15 protein-coding genes are annotated in these 14068 nt (G+C 63.0%); 10 read left to right on the top strand and 5 right to left on the bottom strand.

The features are described 5' to 3' along the window. The coding region (locus ABI582_RS20870; RefSeq protein WP_442120165.1) for a hypothetical protein at positions 1-205 on the top strand (205 nt) is incomplete at its 5' end. On the opposite strand, the gene ABI582_RS20875 is transcribed toward ABI582_RS20870, so the two are convergent. Both ABI582_RS20875 and ABI582_RS20880 read right to left on the bottom strand, forming a co-directional pair. Continuing rightward, positions 202-1695, bottom strand: coding sequence for a CoA-acylating methylmalonate-semialdehyde dehydrogenase (locus ABI582_RS20875; RefSeq protein WP_012270363.1), 1494 nt, complete (start codon positions 1693-1695; stop codon positions 202-204). The genes ABI582_RS20870 and ABI582_RS20875 overlap by 4 nt on opposite strands. Before the next feature lie 77 nt (positions 1696-1772). Beyond that, a complete protein-coding gene (locus ABI582_RS20880; protein ID WP_338745993.1) occupies positions 1773-3119 on the bottom strand; it encodes an aspartate aminotransferase family protein in 1347 nt (448 codons plus the stop codon). A gap of 115 nt (positions 3120-3234) precedes the next feature. Here ABI582_RS20880 and ABI582_RS20885 point away from each other — a divergent pair, with 115 nt between their 5' ends. The 5 genes from ABI582_RS20885 to ABI582_RS20905 all read left to right on the top strand — a co-directional run bounded on the left by ABI582_RS20885 (position 3235) and on the right by ABI582_RS20905 (position 7594). Beyond that, the gene (locus ABI582_RS20885; protein ID WP_026034606.1) at positions 3235-4155 is read left to right on the top strand and encodes a LysR family transcriptional regulator; all 921 of its coding nucleotides are present in this window, start codon (positions 3235-3237) and stop codon (positions 4153-4155) included. A 90-nt stretch (positions 4156-4245) separates the two neighbouring features. Next, complete coding sequence (locus tag ABI582_RS20890) at positions 4246-4908, top strand: TetR/AcrR family transcriptional regulator (RefSeq protein ID WP_019472752.1); 663 nt, start codon at positions 4246-4248, stop codon at positions 4906-4908. A gap of 9 nt (positions 4909-4917) precedes the next feature. Further along, positions 4918-5502: an IMPACT family protein gene (locus ABI582_RS20895; protein ID WP_442120166.1), complete on the top strand. Its 585-nt coding sequence runs from the start codon at positions 4918-4920 to the stop codon at positions 5500-5502. A 371-nt stretch (positions 5503-5873) separates the two neighbouring features. Next, positions 5874-6560, top strand: coding sequence for an SDR family oxidoreductase (locus tag ABI582_RS20900; protein WP_442120167.1), 687 nt, complete (start codon positions 5874-5876; stop codon positions 6558-6560). A gap of 86 nt (positions 6561-6646) precedes the next feature. Further along, the gene (locus ABI582_RS20905; protein WP_049273703.1) at positions 6647-7594 is read left to right on the top strand and encodes an adenosine deaminase; all 948 of its coding nucleotides are present in this window, start codon (positions 6647-6649) and stop codon (positions 7592-7594) included. Between the two features lie 19 nt (positions 7595-7613). Here ABI582_RS20905 and ABI582_RS20910 read toward each other — a convergent pair whose 3' ends face one another. Beyond that, positions 7614-8327, bottom strand: a complete 714-nt coding sequence (locus ABI582_RS20910) for an ArsR/SmtB family transcription factor (RefSeq protein ID WP_019472756.1) — start codon at positions 8325-8327, stop codon at positions 7614-7616. A 486-nt stretch (positions 8328-8813) separates the two neighbouring features. Between ABI582_RS20910 and ABI582_RS20915 the strand changes: the two genes are divergently transcribed. Beyond that, complete coding sequence (locus ABI582_RS20915; RefSeq protein ID WP_080642756.1) at positions 8814-9011, top strand: hypothetical protein; 198 nt, start codon at positions 8814-8816, stop codon at positions 9009-9011. Here the strand turns inward: ABI582_RS20915 and ABI582_RS20920 are convergent. Both ABI582_RS20920 and ABI582_RS20925 read right to left on the bottom strand, forming a co-directional pair. Continuing rightward, the gene (locus tag ABI582_RS20920) at positions 8962-10143 is read right to left on the bottom strand and encodes a multidrug effflux MFS transporter (RefSeq protein ID WP_442120168.1); all 1182 of its coding nucleotides are present in this window, start codon (positions 10141-10143) and stop codon (positions 8962-8964) included. The two genes, ABI582_RS20915 and ABI582_RS20920, sit on opposite strands and share 50 nt — an antisense overlap. 232 nt (positions 10144-10375) lie before the next feature. Then, complete coding sequence (locus ABI582_RS20925; protein ID WP_016497884.1) at positions 10376-10573, bottom strand: heavy-metal-associated domain-containing protein; 198 nt, start codon at positions 10571-10573, stop codon at positions 10376-10378. Between the two features lie 145 nt (positions 10574-10718). On the opposite strand from ABI582_RS20925, the gene ABI582_RS20930 reads away from it, so the two are divergent. The 3 genes from ABI582_RS20930 to cueR are packed head-to-tail and all read left to right on the top strand — an operon-like array spanning position 10719 to position 13964. Beyond that, positions 10719-11105 (top strand): hypothetical protein, encoded by a 387-nt coding sequence (locus tag ABI582_RS20930; RefSeq protein WP_059395799.1) that lies wholly within the window; start codon positions 10719-10721, stop codon positions 11103-11105. 52 nt (positions 11106-11157) lie between these two features. Then, the gene (locus ABI582_RS20935) at positions 11158-13557 is read left to right on the top strand and encodes a heavy metal translocating P-type ATPase (protein ID WP_442120169.1); all 2400 of its coding nucleotides are present in this window, start codon (positions 11158-11160) and stop codon (positions 13555-13557) included. Then, a complete protein-coding gene (gene cueR, locus ABI582_RS20940; RefSeq protein ID WP_016497881.1) occupies positions 13554-13964 on the top strand; it encodes a Cu(I)-responsive transcriptional regulator in 411 nt (136 codons plus the stop codon). Before ABI582_RS20935 ends, cueR begins: the two co-directional genes overlap by 4 nt. The last annotated feature ends 104 nt before the right edge of the window (positions 13965-14068 follow it).

Consider the following 14068-nt stretch of genomic DNA (forward strand, 5'->3'; position numbering starts at 1 on the left):
ACTTAATTTCAAGAAATTGAAATATGAGGGGAAAAGACCCTATGAAGGCCACCAGGTGTCCGCCACAACACATTCGGCGCCTGTGAGATCGAGCGCCGCGCGGGCGGCGCTCGATCTCACAGGCGCTGAAAGACCCAAGGCGAACACCCCCAAAAACAAAGCGGGGAGGCCTTTCGGCCTCCCCGCTTTTAGTTACCTGCCTTAAAGGCTAGGGAACGCAAACTGCGACGCTTCATGGCTGGCACGCTGTGGCCAGCGCTGGGTAATCGCCTTGCGACGGGTATAGAAGCGCACGCCGTCCGGGCCATAGGCATGCAGGTCACCGAACAGCGAACGCTTCCAGCCACCAAAGCTGTGATAAGCCACCGGCACCGGCAGCGGCACGTTCACACCCACCATGCCCACTTCGATCTCGTCGCAGAACAGGCGCGCCGCCTCACCGTCACGGGTGAAGATGCAGGTACCGTTGCCATATTCGTGATCATTGATCAGCTGCATGGCCTGCTCCAGGCTGTTTACACGCACCACGCACAGCACCGGGCCGAAGATCTCTTCTTTATAGATGCGCATCTGCGGGGTCACCTTGTCGAACAGGGTGCCGCCCACGAAGTAGCCATCTTCATTACCGGCCACACGCAAACCACGGCCATCCACCACCAGCTTGGCGCCAGCAGCAACACCGTCATCGATGTAACCCACTACCTTGTCACGGGCAGCAGCCGTTACCAGCGGGCCCATGTCCAGGCCGCACGAAGTGCCGGCACCAATCTTCAGTGCCTTGATCTGCGGTTCCAGCTTGGCAATCAGGGCATCGGCCACCTGGTCGCCCACGCATACCGCCACCGAAATGGCCATGCAGCGCTCGCCGCACGAACCATAGGCCGCGCCCATCAGTGCGCTGACGGCGTTGTCCAGGTCGGCGTCCGGCATCAGTACCGCGTGGTTCTTCGCGCCACCCAAGGCTTGCACGCGCTTGCCGCGCTTGGTGCCTTCGGCATAGATGTACTCGGCGATCGGCGTTGAACCAACAAAGCTCAGTGCTTTTACTTCTGGCGCTTCGATCAGCGCATCCACCGCTTCCTTGTCACCGTGCACCACGTTCAGGATGCCTTTCGGCAGGCCGGCTTCCAGCAACAGCTGGGCGATGTACAGGGTCGAGCTCGGGTCACGCTCGGAAGGCTTGAGGATGAAAGCGTTGCCGCAGGCGATGGCCAGCGGGTACATCCACAGCGGCACCATGGCCGGGAAGTTGAACGGGGTAATGCCAGCGACCACGCCCAGCGGCTGGAAGTCGGACCAGGCATCGATGTTCGGGCCGACGTTGCGGCTGTACTCGCCTTTCAATACTTCTGGCGCTGCGCAGGCGAACTCGACGTTCTCGATGCCGCGCTTCAGTTCGCCCGCTGCGTCTTCCAGGGTCTTGCCATGCTCTTCGCTGATCATTTGCGAGATCTTGGCTTCGTTCTGCTCCAGCAGTTGCTTGAAGCGGAACATTACCTGGGCGCGCTTGGCCGGTGGGGTGTTGCGCCAGGCCGGGAAGGCCGCCTTGGCGGAGTCGATCGCTTCCTGCACGGTCGCGCGACTGGCCAGCTCGACCTTGCGTACAGCCTGGCCGGTGGACGGGTTGAAGACATCGGCGGTGCGCTCACCTTTGGAAACCAGCTCGCCATGGATCAGGTGCTGAACAATGCTCATGCAAAACTCCGGATATAAAAGGTAGAAGCAGGCGCGCTATCTATATATGCGCGCGCCTGGCATCAAAATCGGAAAGATCAGTCGATCAGGTTCAGGTTTTCGCCGACGGCGTCGAACAGGCGATCCAGTTCCTGCGGCGTGGTGTTGAACGTTGGGCCGAACTGCAGGGTGTCGCCACCGAAGCGTACATAGAAGCCTGCCTTCCACAACTTCATCGCCACTTCGTACGGGCGGACGATGGCATCACCGTCACGGGCGGCGATCTGGATGGCGCCGGCCAGGCCGTAGTTACGGATATCGACAACGTTCCTGGTGCCCTTCACGCCGTGCAGCAGCTTCTCGAAGTGCGGCGCCAGCTCGGCGGCGGACTGCACCAGGTTTTCCTTCTGCAGCAGGTCCAGCGCGGCGATACCGGCAGCGCAGGCCACCGGGTGGGCCGAATAGGTGTAGCCGTGCGGGAATTCCACGGCGTATTCCGGCGTCGGCTGGTTCATGAAGGTGTGGTAGATCTCGCTGCTGGCAATCACCGCGCCCATGGGGATGGCGCCGTTGGTTACCTGCTTGGCGATGCACATCAGGTCCGGGGTCACGCCGAAGGCTTCAGCACCGGTCATCGCGCCCATGCGGCCAAAGCCGGTGATCACTTCGTCGAAGATCAGCAGGATGTTGTGCTGGGTGCAGATTTCACGCAGGCGTTTCAAGTAACCCTTAGGCGGCGGCAGTACACCGGCAGACCCCGCCAGCGGCTCGACGATCACCGCAGCGATGTTGGAGGCATCGTGCAGCTCGATCAGCTTGAGCATTTCGTCCGCCAGGGCAATACCGCCCTCCTCCGGCATGCCCTTGGAGAAGGCGTTCACCGGCAGCACGGTGTGAGGCAGGTGGTCGACATCCAGCAACTGGCCGAACATCTTGCGGTTACCGTTCACGCCACCCAGGCTGGTACCGGCGATGTTCACGCCATGGTAGCCGCGGGCACGCCCGATGATCTTGGTCTTGGTCGCCTGGCCTTTCAGGCGCCAGTACGCACGCACCATCTTCAGCGCGGTGTCGGCGCACTCGGAACCGGAGTTGGTATAGAAGACGTGGTTCAGATCGCCTGGAACCAGATCGGCAATCTTTTCCGCCAGCTGGAACGACAGCGGATGGCCAAACTGGAACGCAGGGGAATAGTCCAGGGTACTCAGCTGACGGGTCACCGCGTCGGTGATTTCCTTGCGGGTGTGCCCGGCGCCGCAGGTCCACAGGCCAGACAGCGCATCAAAGATCTTGCGCCCTTGGTCATCGACCAGGTAGTTGCCTTCGGCCGCCACGATCAACCGTGGGTCGCGGTGGAAGTTGCGGTTGGCGGTGTAAGGCATCCAGTGGGCATCCAGCTTGAGCTGGCTGGCGATACCGGCGGGAGCGGTTTCGGGCATGTTCATCGGCGGTTCCTCGAAAGACGATTAGGCAACGATGTATGTTGTTGCAGCTAAATTGGCACGGCGATAAAGTCTGAAAAAGCCAACATTTCTAATCTTCAGACAGGCCGTGACTAAACTGATGAGCCGACGCCCCGATCCACTCGCCCAAGTCAGCGATTTCGACATCCGCCTGCTGAAGATCTACCGCAGCGTGGTCGAGTGCGGTGGCTTTTCGGCCGCCGAGAATGTGCTGGGCATTGGCCGCTCGGCCATCAGCCAGCAAATGAACGACCTGGAGCAACGCCTTGGCCTGCGCCTGTGCCAGCGCGGCCGCGCCGGTTTCTCGCTGACAGAGGAAGGCCGCGAGGTCTACCATTCGGCACTGCAACTGCTCAGCGCCCTGGAAAGCTTTCGCACCGAAGTCAACGGCCTGCACCAGCACTTGCGTGGCGAATTGAACATCGGCCTGACCGACAACCTGGTCACCCTGCCGCACATGCGCATCACCCATGCCCTGGCCGAACTCAAGGACCGCGGGCCCGATGTGCGTATCCAGATCCGCATGATCGCACCCAGCCAGGTCGAACACGGCGTGCTCGACGGCAGCCTGCATGTCGGTGTGGTACCTCAAACCAGCCCGCTGTCGGGCCTTGAGTACCAGCCCTTGTACAGCGAACGCTCGCTGCTGTACTGCGCCGTCGGCCACCCGCTGTTCTATGCCGATGACCAGCAGGTCGACGACGACCGCCTCAACAGCCAGGAAGCCATCACCCCCACCTTCCGCCTGCCCGCCGACATCCAGGCCCATTATCAGGCGCTGAACTGCACGGCCAGTGCTTCGGACCGCGAAGGCATGGCGTTTCTCATCCTCACCGGGCGCTACATTGGCTACCTGCCCGACCACTACGCCACATTCTGGGTGCAACAAGGCCGCTTGCGCGCCCTCAAGCCCCAGCAGCGCTTCTATGACCTGAGCCTGAGCTGGGTAACCCGCAAGGGCCGACGACCCAACCTGGTACTGGAAAGCTTCCTCGACAGCCTGGCTGCGACACGTTGATGCCAGTCTGTGCCGCAAACGCTTGTCACTTCGGCGCAGGCAGGTAATCTTGTCCGACAGCCGCAGCCACAGTCCCGTACGGAATCGTCCATGACCCTAGAAGTCCCTGCGCACCGCCTCTCCGCCTCGGGCAAGCCCGCGGGCCGCATCCGCCAGAAAAACGAACAGGCCATTATCCAGGCCGCTGAGGACGAGTTCGCTCGCCATGGGTTCAAGGGCACCAGCATGAACACCATCGCCCTCAAGGCGGAATTGCCCAAGGCCAACCTGCACTACTACTTCACCAACAAGCTGGGCCTGTACATTGCCGTGCTCAGCAACATCATCGAGTTGTGGGACAGCACCTTCAACGCCTTGAGCGTCGAGGACGACCCGGGGCAAGCCCTGAGCCAGTACATCCGCACCAAGATGGAGTTCTCGCGGCGCAACCCACAGGCTTCGCGGATTTTCGCCATGGAAGTGATCAGCGGCGGCACCTGCCTGACCGAATACTTCAGTGCCGACTACCGCGAGTGGTTCCGTGGCCGGGCTGCCGTGTTCCAGGCCTGGATCGAAGCCGGCAAGATGGACCCGGTAGATCCGGTGCACCTGATCTTCCTGCTCTGGGGCAGCACCCAGCACTACGCCGACTTCGCCACCCAGATCTGCCAGGTGACCGGCCGCAGCCGGCTGACCAAGCAGGACATGGAAGACGCAAGCAACAACCTTATCCACATCATTCTGAAAGGCTGCGGCATCAAGCCGGCTGTGTAACCGTCATTTATGCCTTCTACCCTGCTCGACCTCTGCGAATACCGCGAGGACATTCGCAAAAGCCGCTTCATCACCCTCGCCGGGCCGATCAGCAGTGCCGCCGATGCGATGAGTTTCATCGAACGCCACAACGACCTGGCCGCCACTCACAACTGCTGGGCCTGGAAGCTCGGCGGGCAATACCGCAGCAACGATGACGGCGAACCCGGCGGCACCGCAGGCCGGCCTATCCTGGCAGCCATCGAAGCGCAGGACTGCGACCAGGTCGTGGTGCTGGTGATCCGCTGGTACGGCGGTATCCAGCTGGGTACCGGCGGCCTGGCAAGGGCCTATGGCGGCGGTGCCAACAAGTGCTTGCAACAGGCGCCCAAGCGGCTACTGGTGCAACGCAGCGAATTCACCTGCAGTTGCAGTTTCAGCGAACTTGCGTTGGTTAAACTGCGCCTGGCGGAGGTGGACGGCCTGGTACTGGATGAACAGTTCACCGCCAATGGCGTAGACCTGCTGATCGCGCTTGGTGATGCCCACAGGGCGCCACTGCAGCAGCAACTGGCCGACCTGAGCCGCGGGCGCATCCTGCTCGAAGCCTGCTGAACATTGCCCACAACAACTGTGGGCCCGCCTGTGGATAAGCTTGGGGCAGTCGCTTGCAGGCTATTGTTTTCATGGCCTCCAGAGCTTTGATCATATTTTGATCACTGTTTGATGACAGCCGCAAACTGCTGAAAGCTCACGAGTTATCCCCAGCCCGCGGCCAGGCGAGGCTGCCTGCGAGGTACTGGGCTTGCACACAATAACTGTGGATCAGCTTGTGGATAACCCGTGCGCCAACAGGCGAAGCGCCCGGCCGGGCAAGGCCCCGGTGCAGTTGATCGTTTTTTATACAGTCATCGGCAAGGCAGTGAGTGCCGCTGTGGATTATTCTCAAATACCTTTCTCTTTCACCGACCACGGAGCGCGTTCACATGGCTATCGCAAAAACCGCACTTATCATCGGCGCCTCGCGCGGGCTTGGCCTGGGCCTGGTGCAACGCCTGAATGAAGACGGCTGGAACATCACTGCCACCGTGCGCAATCCGCAGCAACCCGGCGCCCTGGCCGATGTAACCGGCGTGCGCATCGAACAGCTGGAAATGAACGACACCGCCCAACTCGATCAGCTGAAACAACGCCTGCAAGGCCAGGTGTTCGACCTGGTATTCGTCAATGCGGGCGTCATGGGCCCCCTGCCGCAAGACCTGGAGACGGTTCAGAACAAGGACATCGGCGACCTGTTCATGACCAATGCCGTGGCGCCGATACGCGTGGCCCGCCGCCTGGTCGGCCAGGTGCGCGAGGGCAGCGGCGTGCTGGCCTTCATGAGTTCGATCCTGGGCAGCGTAACCATCCCCGACGGGGGCGAAATCAGCCTGTACAAGGCCAGCAAGGCAGCGCTTAACTCGATGATCAACAGCTTCGTGGTTGAACAACAGCGCCCCGACCTGTGCGTGCTGGCCATGCACCCGGGCTGGGTGAAAACCGACATGGGCGGCGAAAACGCCGAAATCGACGTGTTCACCAGCACCCGCGGCATGCTCGACCAGATCAATGCACAAAGCGGCAACGGCGGCCTGCGTTTCATCAACTACAAGGGCGAACCCTTGGTCTGGTGATTCACCGGGTCGCAGCCTGGCCGGGCGCAATGCCCGGCCAGCCCCTGTAGAATGGCGGCAACCGTACCTGATTGAGATGCCCCACTATGTATGACTGGTTGAACGCCCTGCCCAAGGCCGAACTGCACCTGCACCTGGAAGGCTCGCTGGAGCCCGAGCTGCTGTTCGCCCTGGCCGAGCGCAACAAGATCGCCCTGCCCTGGGCCGATGTGGAGACCCTGCGCGGTGCCTATGCCTTCAACAACCTCCAGGAGTTCCTCGACCTGTATTACCAGGGCGCGGATGTGCTGCGTACCGAGCAGGACTTCTACGACCTGACCTGGGCCTACCTGCAACGCTGCAAAGCCCAGAACGTGATCCACACCGAACCGTTTTTTGACCCGCAAACCCACACCGACCGAGGCATCCCTTTCGAAGTGGTGCTCAATGGCATCAACCAGGCGCTGAACGACGGCCGCAAGCAACTGGGCATCAGCAGTGGCCTGATCCTCAGCTTCCTGCGCCACCTCAGTGAAGAGGAAGCGCAAAAAACCCTCGACCAGGCCCTGCCGTTCCGCGACGCGTTCATCGCCGTCGGCCTGGACAGCTCGGAAATGGGTCACCCGCCAAGCAAGTTCAAGCGCGTGTTCGACCGCGCCCGCAGCGAAGGCTTTGTTGCCGTTGCCCATGCCGGCGAAGAAGGCCCGCCCGAGTACATCTGGGAAGCGCTCGACCTGTTGCAGATCAAGCGTATCGACCACGGTGTTCGCGCCATCGAGGACGAGCGCCTGATGCAACGCATCATCGATGAGCAGATCCCGCTCACCGTGTGCCCGCTGTCCAACACCAAGCTCTGCGTGTTCGACCACATGAGCCAGCACAACATCCTGGACATGCTCGAACGCGGCGTGAAGGTTACGGTCAACTCGGACGACCCGGCCTACTTCGGCGGCTACGTGACGGAAAACTTCCACGCCCTGCACACTCACCTGGGCATGACCGAAGACCAGGCACGTCGGCTGGCGCAGAACAGCCTGGATGCCCGGCTGGTCTGATTGACCGACGCCGTTGCGCTCAGCCGACCTGCAACGTCGCCACGCGGGCTATGCGATTGATCTGCTGGATACCCAGCGCCGAGATATGCAATGCCCGCGTGTCCTCGGCCTCGCGCATCCAGCCAGATTGCAGAAACAGCCGGAACAAGGCCTGGCCCAGCACGCCACCCAGGTGCGGGGCCTGGTCGTTCCACTCGGTGCAACGGCAGATCACGCAACCACGTTGCTGGTGTGGCGCCAGGGCATCGATGTAGACCCCGACCAAGGCCAACTGCGCCCGCCCCTCGTCACTTACCATCAACTGTCGGCCGCTGCCTTCCAGCCAGCCGGCCACCACCAGGCGATGGTACAGCTCACTGGCCAGCTCCCCACCCAGGTGATCGCCACAACGGCGTGCCCGGCGCATCGACATGGGCAACGGTGATACCGGCGCCTTGGCCTGCTCCCCCCTGGCGCTCTCCAGCTGAACGCTGGCCAAGGCCTCCACGGCGGCCCCGACCTGCGGTGTCGCCAGGCGGAAATAGCGCTTGCGGCCACGTGCTTCATGCCTGAGCAAACCGGCCGATGACAGCAACGAAAGGTGCGCGCAGGCCGATGAAGAAGTCAGGCCGGTCATAATCGCGAGCTCATTGGCCAGCCGTGGCGTGCCGTCGATCAATGCCCACAACATGGCACTGCGCTTCGGGTCGGCCATCAGGCTGGCAATCTGGCTGATACTGCTGGCTGCGTTCATATCCCTGTAACTCCCTGCAAGTTCACGGTGTGGATGCGATGGCCAACCCTGGCAGGGAAGCACCTCTCGCTGCCACTGGCCTGGTTCGCCAGTATAAGCCGCAGAAAACGCCATCCAGGCGGCCACGTGCCGACGTACCAGCGGCGAAAAACCACTGGGTATACCTACCCTTGGAAATTAATGAAGCAACCTGGGAAAACGACCCGGAACCCGGTCAGCAAAGCGCCGACACAGGTTTACAGCAGCGCAGAAATATCTTGATGAAAAATTACTTGCTGCAATTTCAGATACGGCCCACAGCCATGTTCCACAAATAGCGCGCTACGAAGCGAAGGTTCTGCGGGTTTGCGGGCATTACGCCCAAAGCGGGAAACAAAGAGAGGAAATGCGCCTGTCGACCGTCAGTCAGGACACTGATGCAGCCCGTGGCAGCCACGAGGGGCGGCGCTACACTTGAGCGGCTCCCCCTTCTGGAGGTTTGCCGCGATGAAAATTGTCGTCAGTGCATCGAGCCGAAACCCTGCCTGCCCCTGGCAGGTCCAGCTCGATCAACACGTGGTCAGTTTCCGCAGCGAGGCCGAGGCGCGGGCCTTCGTCGCCACGCTCGAAACCCGCCTGCAGGCACCTCACCCGCTTATGCGGGACGCCTGGCCTGCAAGCGTCGGGTCAGCAGCGCGACACTGACTGCCAATGCACCGCACAAGCTGATCACCATCGCCATCGGTACCGCGCTGCCATCATGCAGCAGGCCGACCAATGCCGCCGCCCCTGCGGCGACGCTGAACTGCAGGCAGCCCATCAGTGCCGAGGCGCTGCCAGCCCGTGCGCCCTGCCCGCTCATGGCGCAGGCAGAGGCGTTGGGGATGATGCAGCCCAGGCTGGCGATGCAGATGAACAGCGGTACCAGCAGCGGCCACAACTGTGTCGGCTGCAAGGCTGCCACGCCCAACAGCGCCAGGCCTGCCGCCAGGTACACCCACACCCCGCGCGCCAGCAGGAACGCCGGGCCACGCTTGGTCAGTAGGCGTGCATTCACCTGTGCCACCAGGATGAAGCCGGCGGCGTTGGTACCGAACAGCCAGCCGTAGTGCTCGGCCGGCACGTCATAGAGCTTGATGAACACGAAAGGCGAACCGGCGATGTAGGCAAACATGCCGGCAATGGCGATACCACCGGTCAAGGCATGGCCAAGGAACACACGGTCTGCAAGCAAACGCAGGTATTGGCGCAAAGCCCCAGACAGCGGCTGACGCGGCATGTGCTCAGGCAGGCTTTCCGGCAGGCCGAGGCTGACCGCCAGCAGGCAGGCGGCACTGAACAGGCTCAAGGCCAGGAAGATCGACTGCCAGCCCGCCAGGTTCACCAGCACTCCGCCCAGCATCGGTGCCAGGATCGGCGCCAGGCCCATGACCAGCATCAGTTGCGAAAACACCTTGGCCGAGGCCACCGGGTCACACTTGTCGCTGACGATGGCCCGCGACAGCACCATGCCGGCACAACCGCCCAATGCCTGTACGAAGCGCGCCAGCACCAGGGTGTCGAGGTTGGGGGCATAGGCACAGGCCAGCGACGCCAACGTGAACAGCGTCACCCCGAACATCAGCGGTATGCGCCGGCCAAAGCGGTCGGCTACCGGGCCATAGGCCAGCTGGCCGATGGACAGGCCGAGGAAGTAGGCGGCCAAAGTGGCCTGGATGTGTTTTTCATCGGTGGCGAACGCCTGCGCCATGGCCGGGAAGGCGGGCAGGTAGAAGTCGATCGCCAAGGGCCCGAACGCACTGAGTGCGCCCAGGATGAGCACCATTCGCAGGTTCATCAGGAATCCATAGCAGGCTAAGCAAGTGATTGATTCTACCTGCTGTGGACCCTATCGGTATGAAAACATTTGCAACAATCCCAAGGGCTGGCGCGATCCCTGTAGGAGCGGCCTTGTGCCGCGATGGGGCGCGAAGCGGCCCCGGCAATTTCGGCGGCGAAGCTGAAACCCCGGGGCCGCTCCGCGGCCCATCGCGACACAAGGCCGCTCCTACAGGTGCACTGCCAAGTCTTCAGGCGAGTTCGGCCTGATAACCTTCATCCCGAATGGCCGTAAGGATCTGCTCCTGCCCCAGCTCACTCTGCACCCGTACCTGCCTGGCTGCCAGGTCGATCTCGACCTTGGCCGCTGCATCCTGCTCCTGCACCGCCCGGGTCACGGCTTTCACGCAATGGCCGCAGGTCATGCCTTGTACATTGAACACTTGCATGGGGGTTGCCTCCTTCAGGTTTTCAACGAGTCTCAAGCTTGCCATCGGGGCAAGGTCAAGCCCTGCCAGCACCACCTGGGGTGGAAATCCGCGCCCGCGTCGGCCAAGCTTCGCGTTTGACGATCAGGCAAGCAGGAGATTTTTCATGTTCAGGGCAGCATTGGGCGTCGTCGGGCTATTGAGCGCGCTGGCTGCGGTGCCACCGGCCAGCGCCGAGGGCAACTCGGACTACAGCGTACTGATCATTTCCCGGGAACGCCTGGAAGTGGCCACCAACTGCGAAATCGGTGTCTACCTCAACGATCAGCTTTCCGGGCGTGTGTTCCAGGAGCAATCCACCTCGTTCAACCTGCCGCCCGGCCCGGTAGATGTGCGCCTGCGCCTGCTGCCGGGGCAGATGCCAGGCTGCGCAGCGGGCATCGAAGACCAACGCAGCACACGCTTGAACCTGCAGGCGGGCCAGATCAACAAATACCGCATCGCCATGGGGCAATATGGGCTGGAGTTGAAGCGAGCCGGCCTGGGCTATTGACCTTACCTGCATGGCAAGGTTGATGCTGGAGGCCTGTCCAAGGAGGAGAGCCATGCCCGCATCCACCACTTATGACCTGCCGATCTCCGGCATGACCTGCGCCAGCTGTGCCGGCCGGGTCGAGCGCGCCCTGCGCAAGGTCACCGGCGCTGAACAGGTCAGCGTCAACCTCGCCACCGAACAGGCCCGGGTCCAGGCCCCGGCCGACAGCCTGCCGGCCCTGCTCGACGCCGTGCGCGAAGCCGGTTACGGGGTGCCCAGCCGTACCGTCGAACTGCAGATTGGCGGCATGACCTGCGCCAGCTGCGTCGGCCGCGTAGAGCGCGCCCTGGGCAAGCTGCCAGGGGTCGAGCAGGTCAGCGTCAATCTCGCCAGCGTACGCGCGCACCTCAAGGTGCTCGCGGCCGTCGACGACAACCTGCTGATCGACGCCGTGCACAAGGCCGGCTACAGCGCCAGCCTGCCGCAAACGGACAATCACGACCAAAGCGTTGCCCAGCGCCGGTTACGCAACGAGCGCCTGGCAGTCGGCGCAGCCTTGCTGTTAGCCCTTCCGCTGGTTTTGCCAATGCTGGTGCAGCCGTTCGGCCTGCACTGGATGTTGCCCGCATGGGCGCAGTTCCTGCTGGCCACGCCGGTGCAGTTCATTCTCGGTGCGCGCTTTTACGTAGCCGCCTGGAAGGCCGTACGCGCCGGTGCCGGCAACATGGACCTGCTGGTGGCCCTGGGCACCAGCGCTGGCTATGGCTTGAGCCTGTACCAGTGGGCGCAGGCGCCCGCCGGCATGGCCCCACACCTGTACTTTGAAGCGTCGGCCGTGGTGATTGCCCTGGTGTTGCTGGGCAAGTACCTGGAAAGCCGTGCCAAGCGCCAGACCGCCAGTGCCATCCGCGCCCTTGAGGCACTGCGCCCGGAGCGCGCCCTGCGTGTAGTCGACGGCCAGGAGCAAGACGTGGCCATCGCCCAGTTGGTGCTGGGCGACCTGGTACTGGTCAAGCCCGGCGAGCGGTTCCCGGTCGACGGTGTGGTCGAAGACGGCAGCAGCCATGCCGATGAAGCACTGATCAGCGGCGAGAGCCTACCGGTGCCCAAGCAACCCGGCGAAAGTGTCACCGGTGGTGCCATCAACGGCGAAGGCCGGTTGCTGGTGCGCACCCAGGCGCTGGGCACCGAAACCGTGCTGGCCCGTATCATCCGCCTGGTGGAAGACGCCCAGGCTGCCAAGGCGCCGATCCAGAAGCTGGTCGACCGGGTCAGCCAAGTGTTCGTCCCGGCCGTGCTGGTACTGGCCCTGATCACCCTGATCGGCTGGTGGCTGGCCGGCGCACCATTGGAAACCGCACTGATCAACGCCGTTGCCGTGTTGGTCATCGCCTGCCCCTGTGCCCTCGGCCTGGCCACGCCTGCAGCAATCATGGCCGGCACCGGGGTTGCCGCCCGCCACGGTATCCTGATCAAGGACGCCGAAGCCCTGGAGCGTGCCCATGCGGTGAACCGCGTGGTCTTCGACAAGACCGGCACGCTTACCTCTGGCAGCCCGCGGGTGGTCCACAGCCAGGCGCAAGTGGGCAGCAGCGCCGACCTGCATCGCCTGGCCGGTGCCCTGCAGCGCGGCAGTGAGCACCCACTGGCCAAGGCGGTGCTGGATGCCTGCGCCGAACAGAAGCTGGACGTGCCAAGCGTTACCGACAGCCAGTCGCTGACCGGTCGCGGTATTGCTGGGCGTGTAGAAGGCCGCGAGCTGGCCCTGGGCAACCGCCGCCTGCTCGACGAAAGCGCCCTGCAGCCCGGTGACCTGGCCGCCAAGGCCCAGGCCTGGGAAGCCGAGGGTCGCACCCTGTCGTGGCTCATCGAACGCGGCACGCAACCTCGTGTTCTGGGCCTGTTCGCCTTTGGTGACAGCCTCAAGCCCGGCGCCGCACAGGCGATCGACACCCTGCACGCACAGCACATCAGCAGCCACCTGCTGACCGGCGACAACCGCGGCAGCGCCAAAGTGGTGGCCGACGCCCTGGGTATCGACGATGTGCATGCCGAAGTGCTGCCTGCCGACAAGGCCGCCACCGTGGCCGCACTCAAGCGCAATGGCGTGGTTGCCATGGTCGGCGATGGCATCAACGACGCCCCGGCCCTGGCTGCCGCCGATATCGGCATTGCCATGGGTGGCGGTACCGACGTGGCCATGCAGGCCGCCGGCATCACACTGATGCGAGGTGACCCACGCCTGGTGCCGGCCGCCCTGGAGATCAGCCGCAAGACCTACGCCAAGATCCGCCAGAACCTGTTCTGGGCGTTCATCTATAACCTGATCGGCATCCCGCTGGCGGCGCTGGGTTACCTCAACCCGGTACTGGCCGGCGCCGCCATGGCCCTGTCCAGCGTCAGCGTGGTCAGCAACGCGCTGTGGCTCAAGGCGTGGAAACCCACCAGCACCACCGAGGAAGCGCCATGAACATCGGCCAGGCCGCCCGCCGCAGCGGGCTTAGCACCAAGATGATCCGTTATTACGAGTCCATCGGCCTGCTCAAACCTGCCACGCGCAGCGACAGCGGCTACCGCCTGTACCAGGCAGAAGACTTGCACAGCCTGGCCTTCATCAAGCGCTCCCGCGACTTGGGCTTTTCGCTAGAAGAGGTCGGCAAGCTGCTGACCCTGTGGCAGGACCGCCAACGTGCCAGCGCCGATGTGAAGGCGCTGGCCATGCAGCACATCGATGAACTGAACCGGCGTATCGAGGAACTGGTGAGCCTGCGCGACACCCTTGGCGAGCTGGTTTCGCATTGCCAGGGGGACGACCGCCCGGACTGCCCGATCCTCAAGGACCTGGCCAACGGTGCTGCTGGAAGTTGCTGTCACTGATCGGTCAACCGCGTTTGGTATGCCAAAAGCGTCCAAACGCGACCGAATAGTCACCAACCGCGACTTTATCCAATAAATACGGGCGTTTTCCTACATAAAACCCG

It is taken from the genome of Pseudomonas sp. SAS7, from assembly GCF_052112345.1.
Classification (GTDB): Bacteria; Pseudomonadota; Gammaproteobacteria; order Pseudomonadales; family Pseudomonadaceae; genus Aquipseudomonas; species Aquipseudomonas putida_Q.

Bases quoted from the DNA above. Each gene is read 5' to 3' on its own strand.
- ABI582_RS20930 (WP_059395799.1), top strand. From the start codon at position 10,719: ATGTTCAGGGCAGCATTGGGCGTCGTCGGGCTATTGAGCGCGCTGGCT.
- ABI582_RS20875 (WP_012270363.1), bottom strand. From the start codon at position 1,695: ATGAGCATTGTTCAGCACCTGATCCATGGCGAGCTGGTTTCCAAAGGT.
- ABI582_RS20880 (WP_338745993.1), bottom strand. From the start codon at position 3,119: ATGAACATGCCCGAAACCGCTCCCGCCGGTATCGCCAGCCAGCTCAAG.
- ABI582_RS20915 (WP_080642756.1), top strand. From the start codon at position 8,814: ATGAAAATTGTCGTCAGTGCATCGAGCCGAAACCCTGCCTGCCCCTGG.
- ABI582_RS20925 (WP_016497884.1), bottom strand. From the start codon at position 10,573: ATGCAAGTGTTCAATGTACAAGGCATGACCTGCGGCCATTGCGTGAAA.
- ABI582_RS20895 (WP_442120166.1), top strand. From the start codon at position 4,918: ATGCCTTCTACCCTGCTCGACCTCTGCGAATACCGCGAGGACATTCGC.
- ABI582_RS20920 (WP_442120168.1), bottom strand. From the start codon at position 10,143: ATGAACCTGCGAATGGTGCTCATCCTGGGCGCACTCAGTGCGTTCGGG.
- ABI582_RS20900 (WP_442120167.1), top strand. From the start codon at position 5,874: ATGGCTATCGCAAAAACCGCACTTATCATCGGCGCCTCGCGCGGGCTT.
- ABI582_RS20910 (WP_019472756.1), bottom strand. From the start codon at position 8,327: ATGAACGCAGCCAGCAGTATCAGCCAGATTGCCAGCCTGATGGCCGAC.
- ABI582_RS20890 (WP_019472752.1), top strand. From the start codon at position 4,246: ATGACCCTAGAAGTCCCTGCGCACCGCCTCTCCGCCTCGGGCAAGCCC.
- cueR (WP_016497881.1), top strand. From the start codon at position 13,554: ATGAACATCGGCCAGGCCGCCCGCCGCAGCGGGCTTAGCACCAAGATG.
- ABI582_RS20905 (WP_049273703.1), top strand. From the start codon at position 6,647: ATGTATGACTGGTTGAACGCCCTGCCCAAGGCCGAACTGCACCTGCAC.
- ABI582_RS20935 (WP_442120169.1), top strand. From the start codon at position 11,158: ATGCCCGCATCCACCACTTATGACCTGCCGATCTCCGGCATGACCTGC.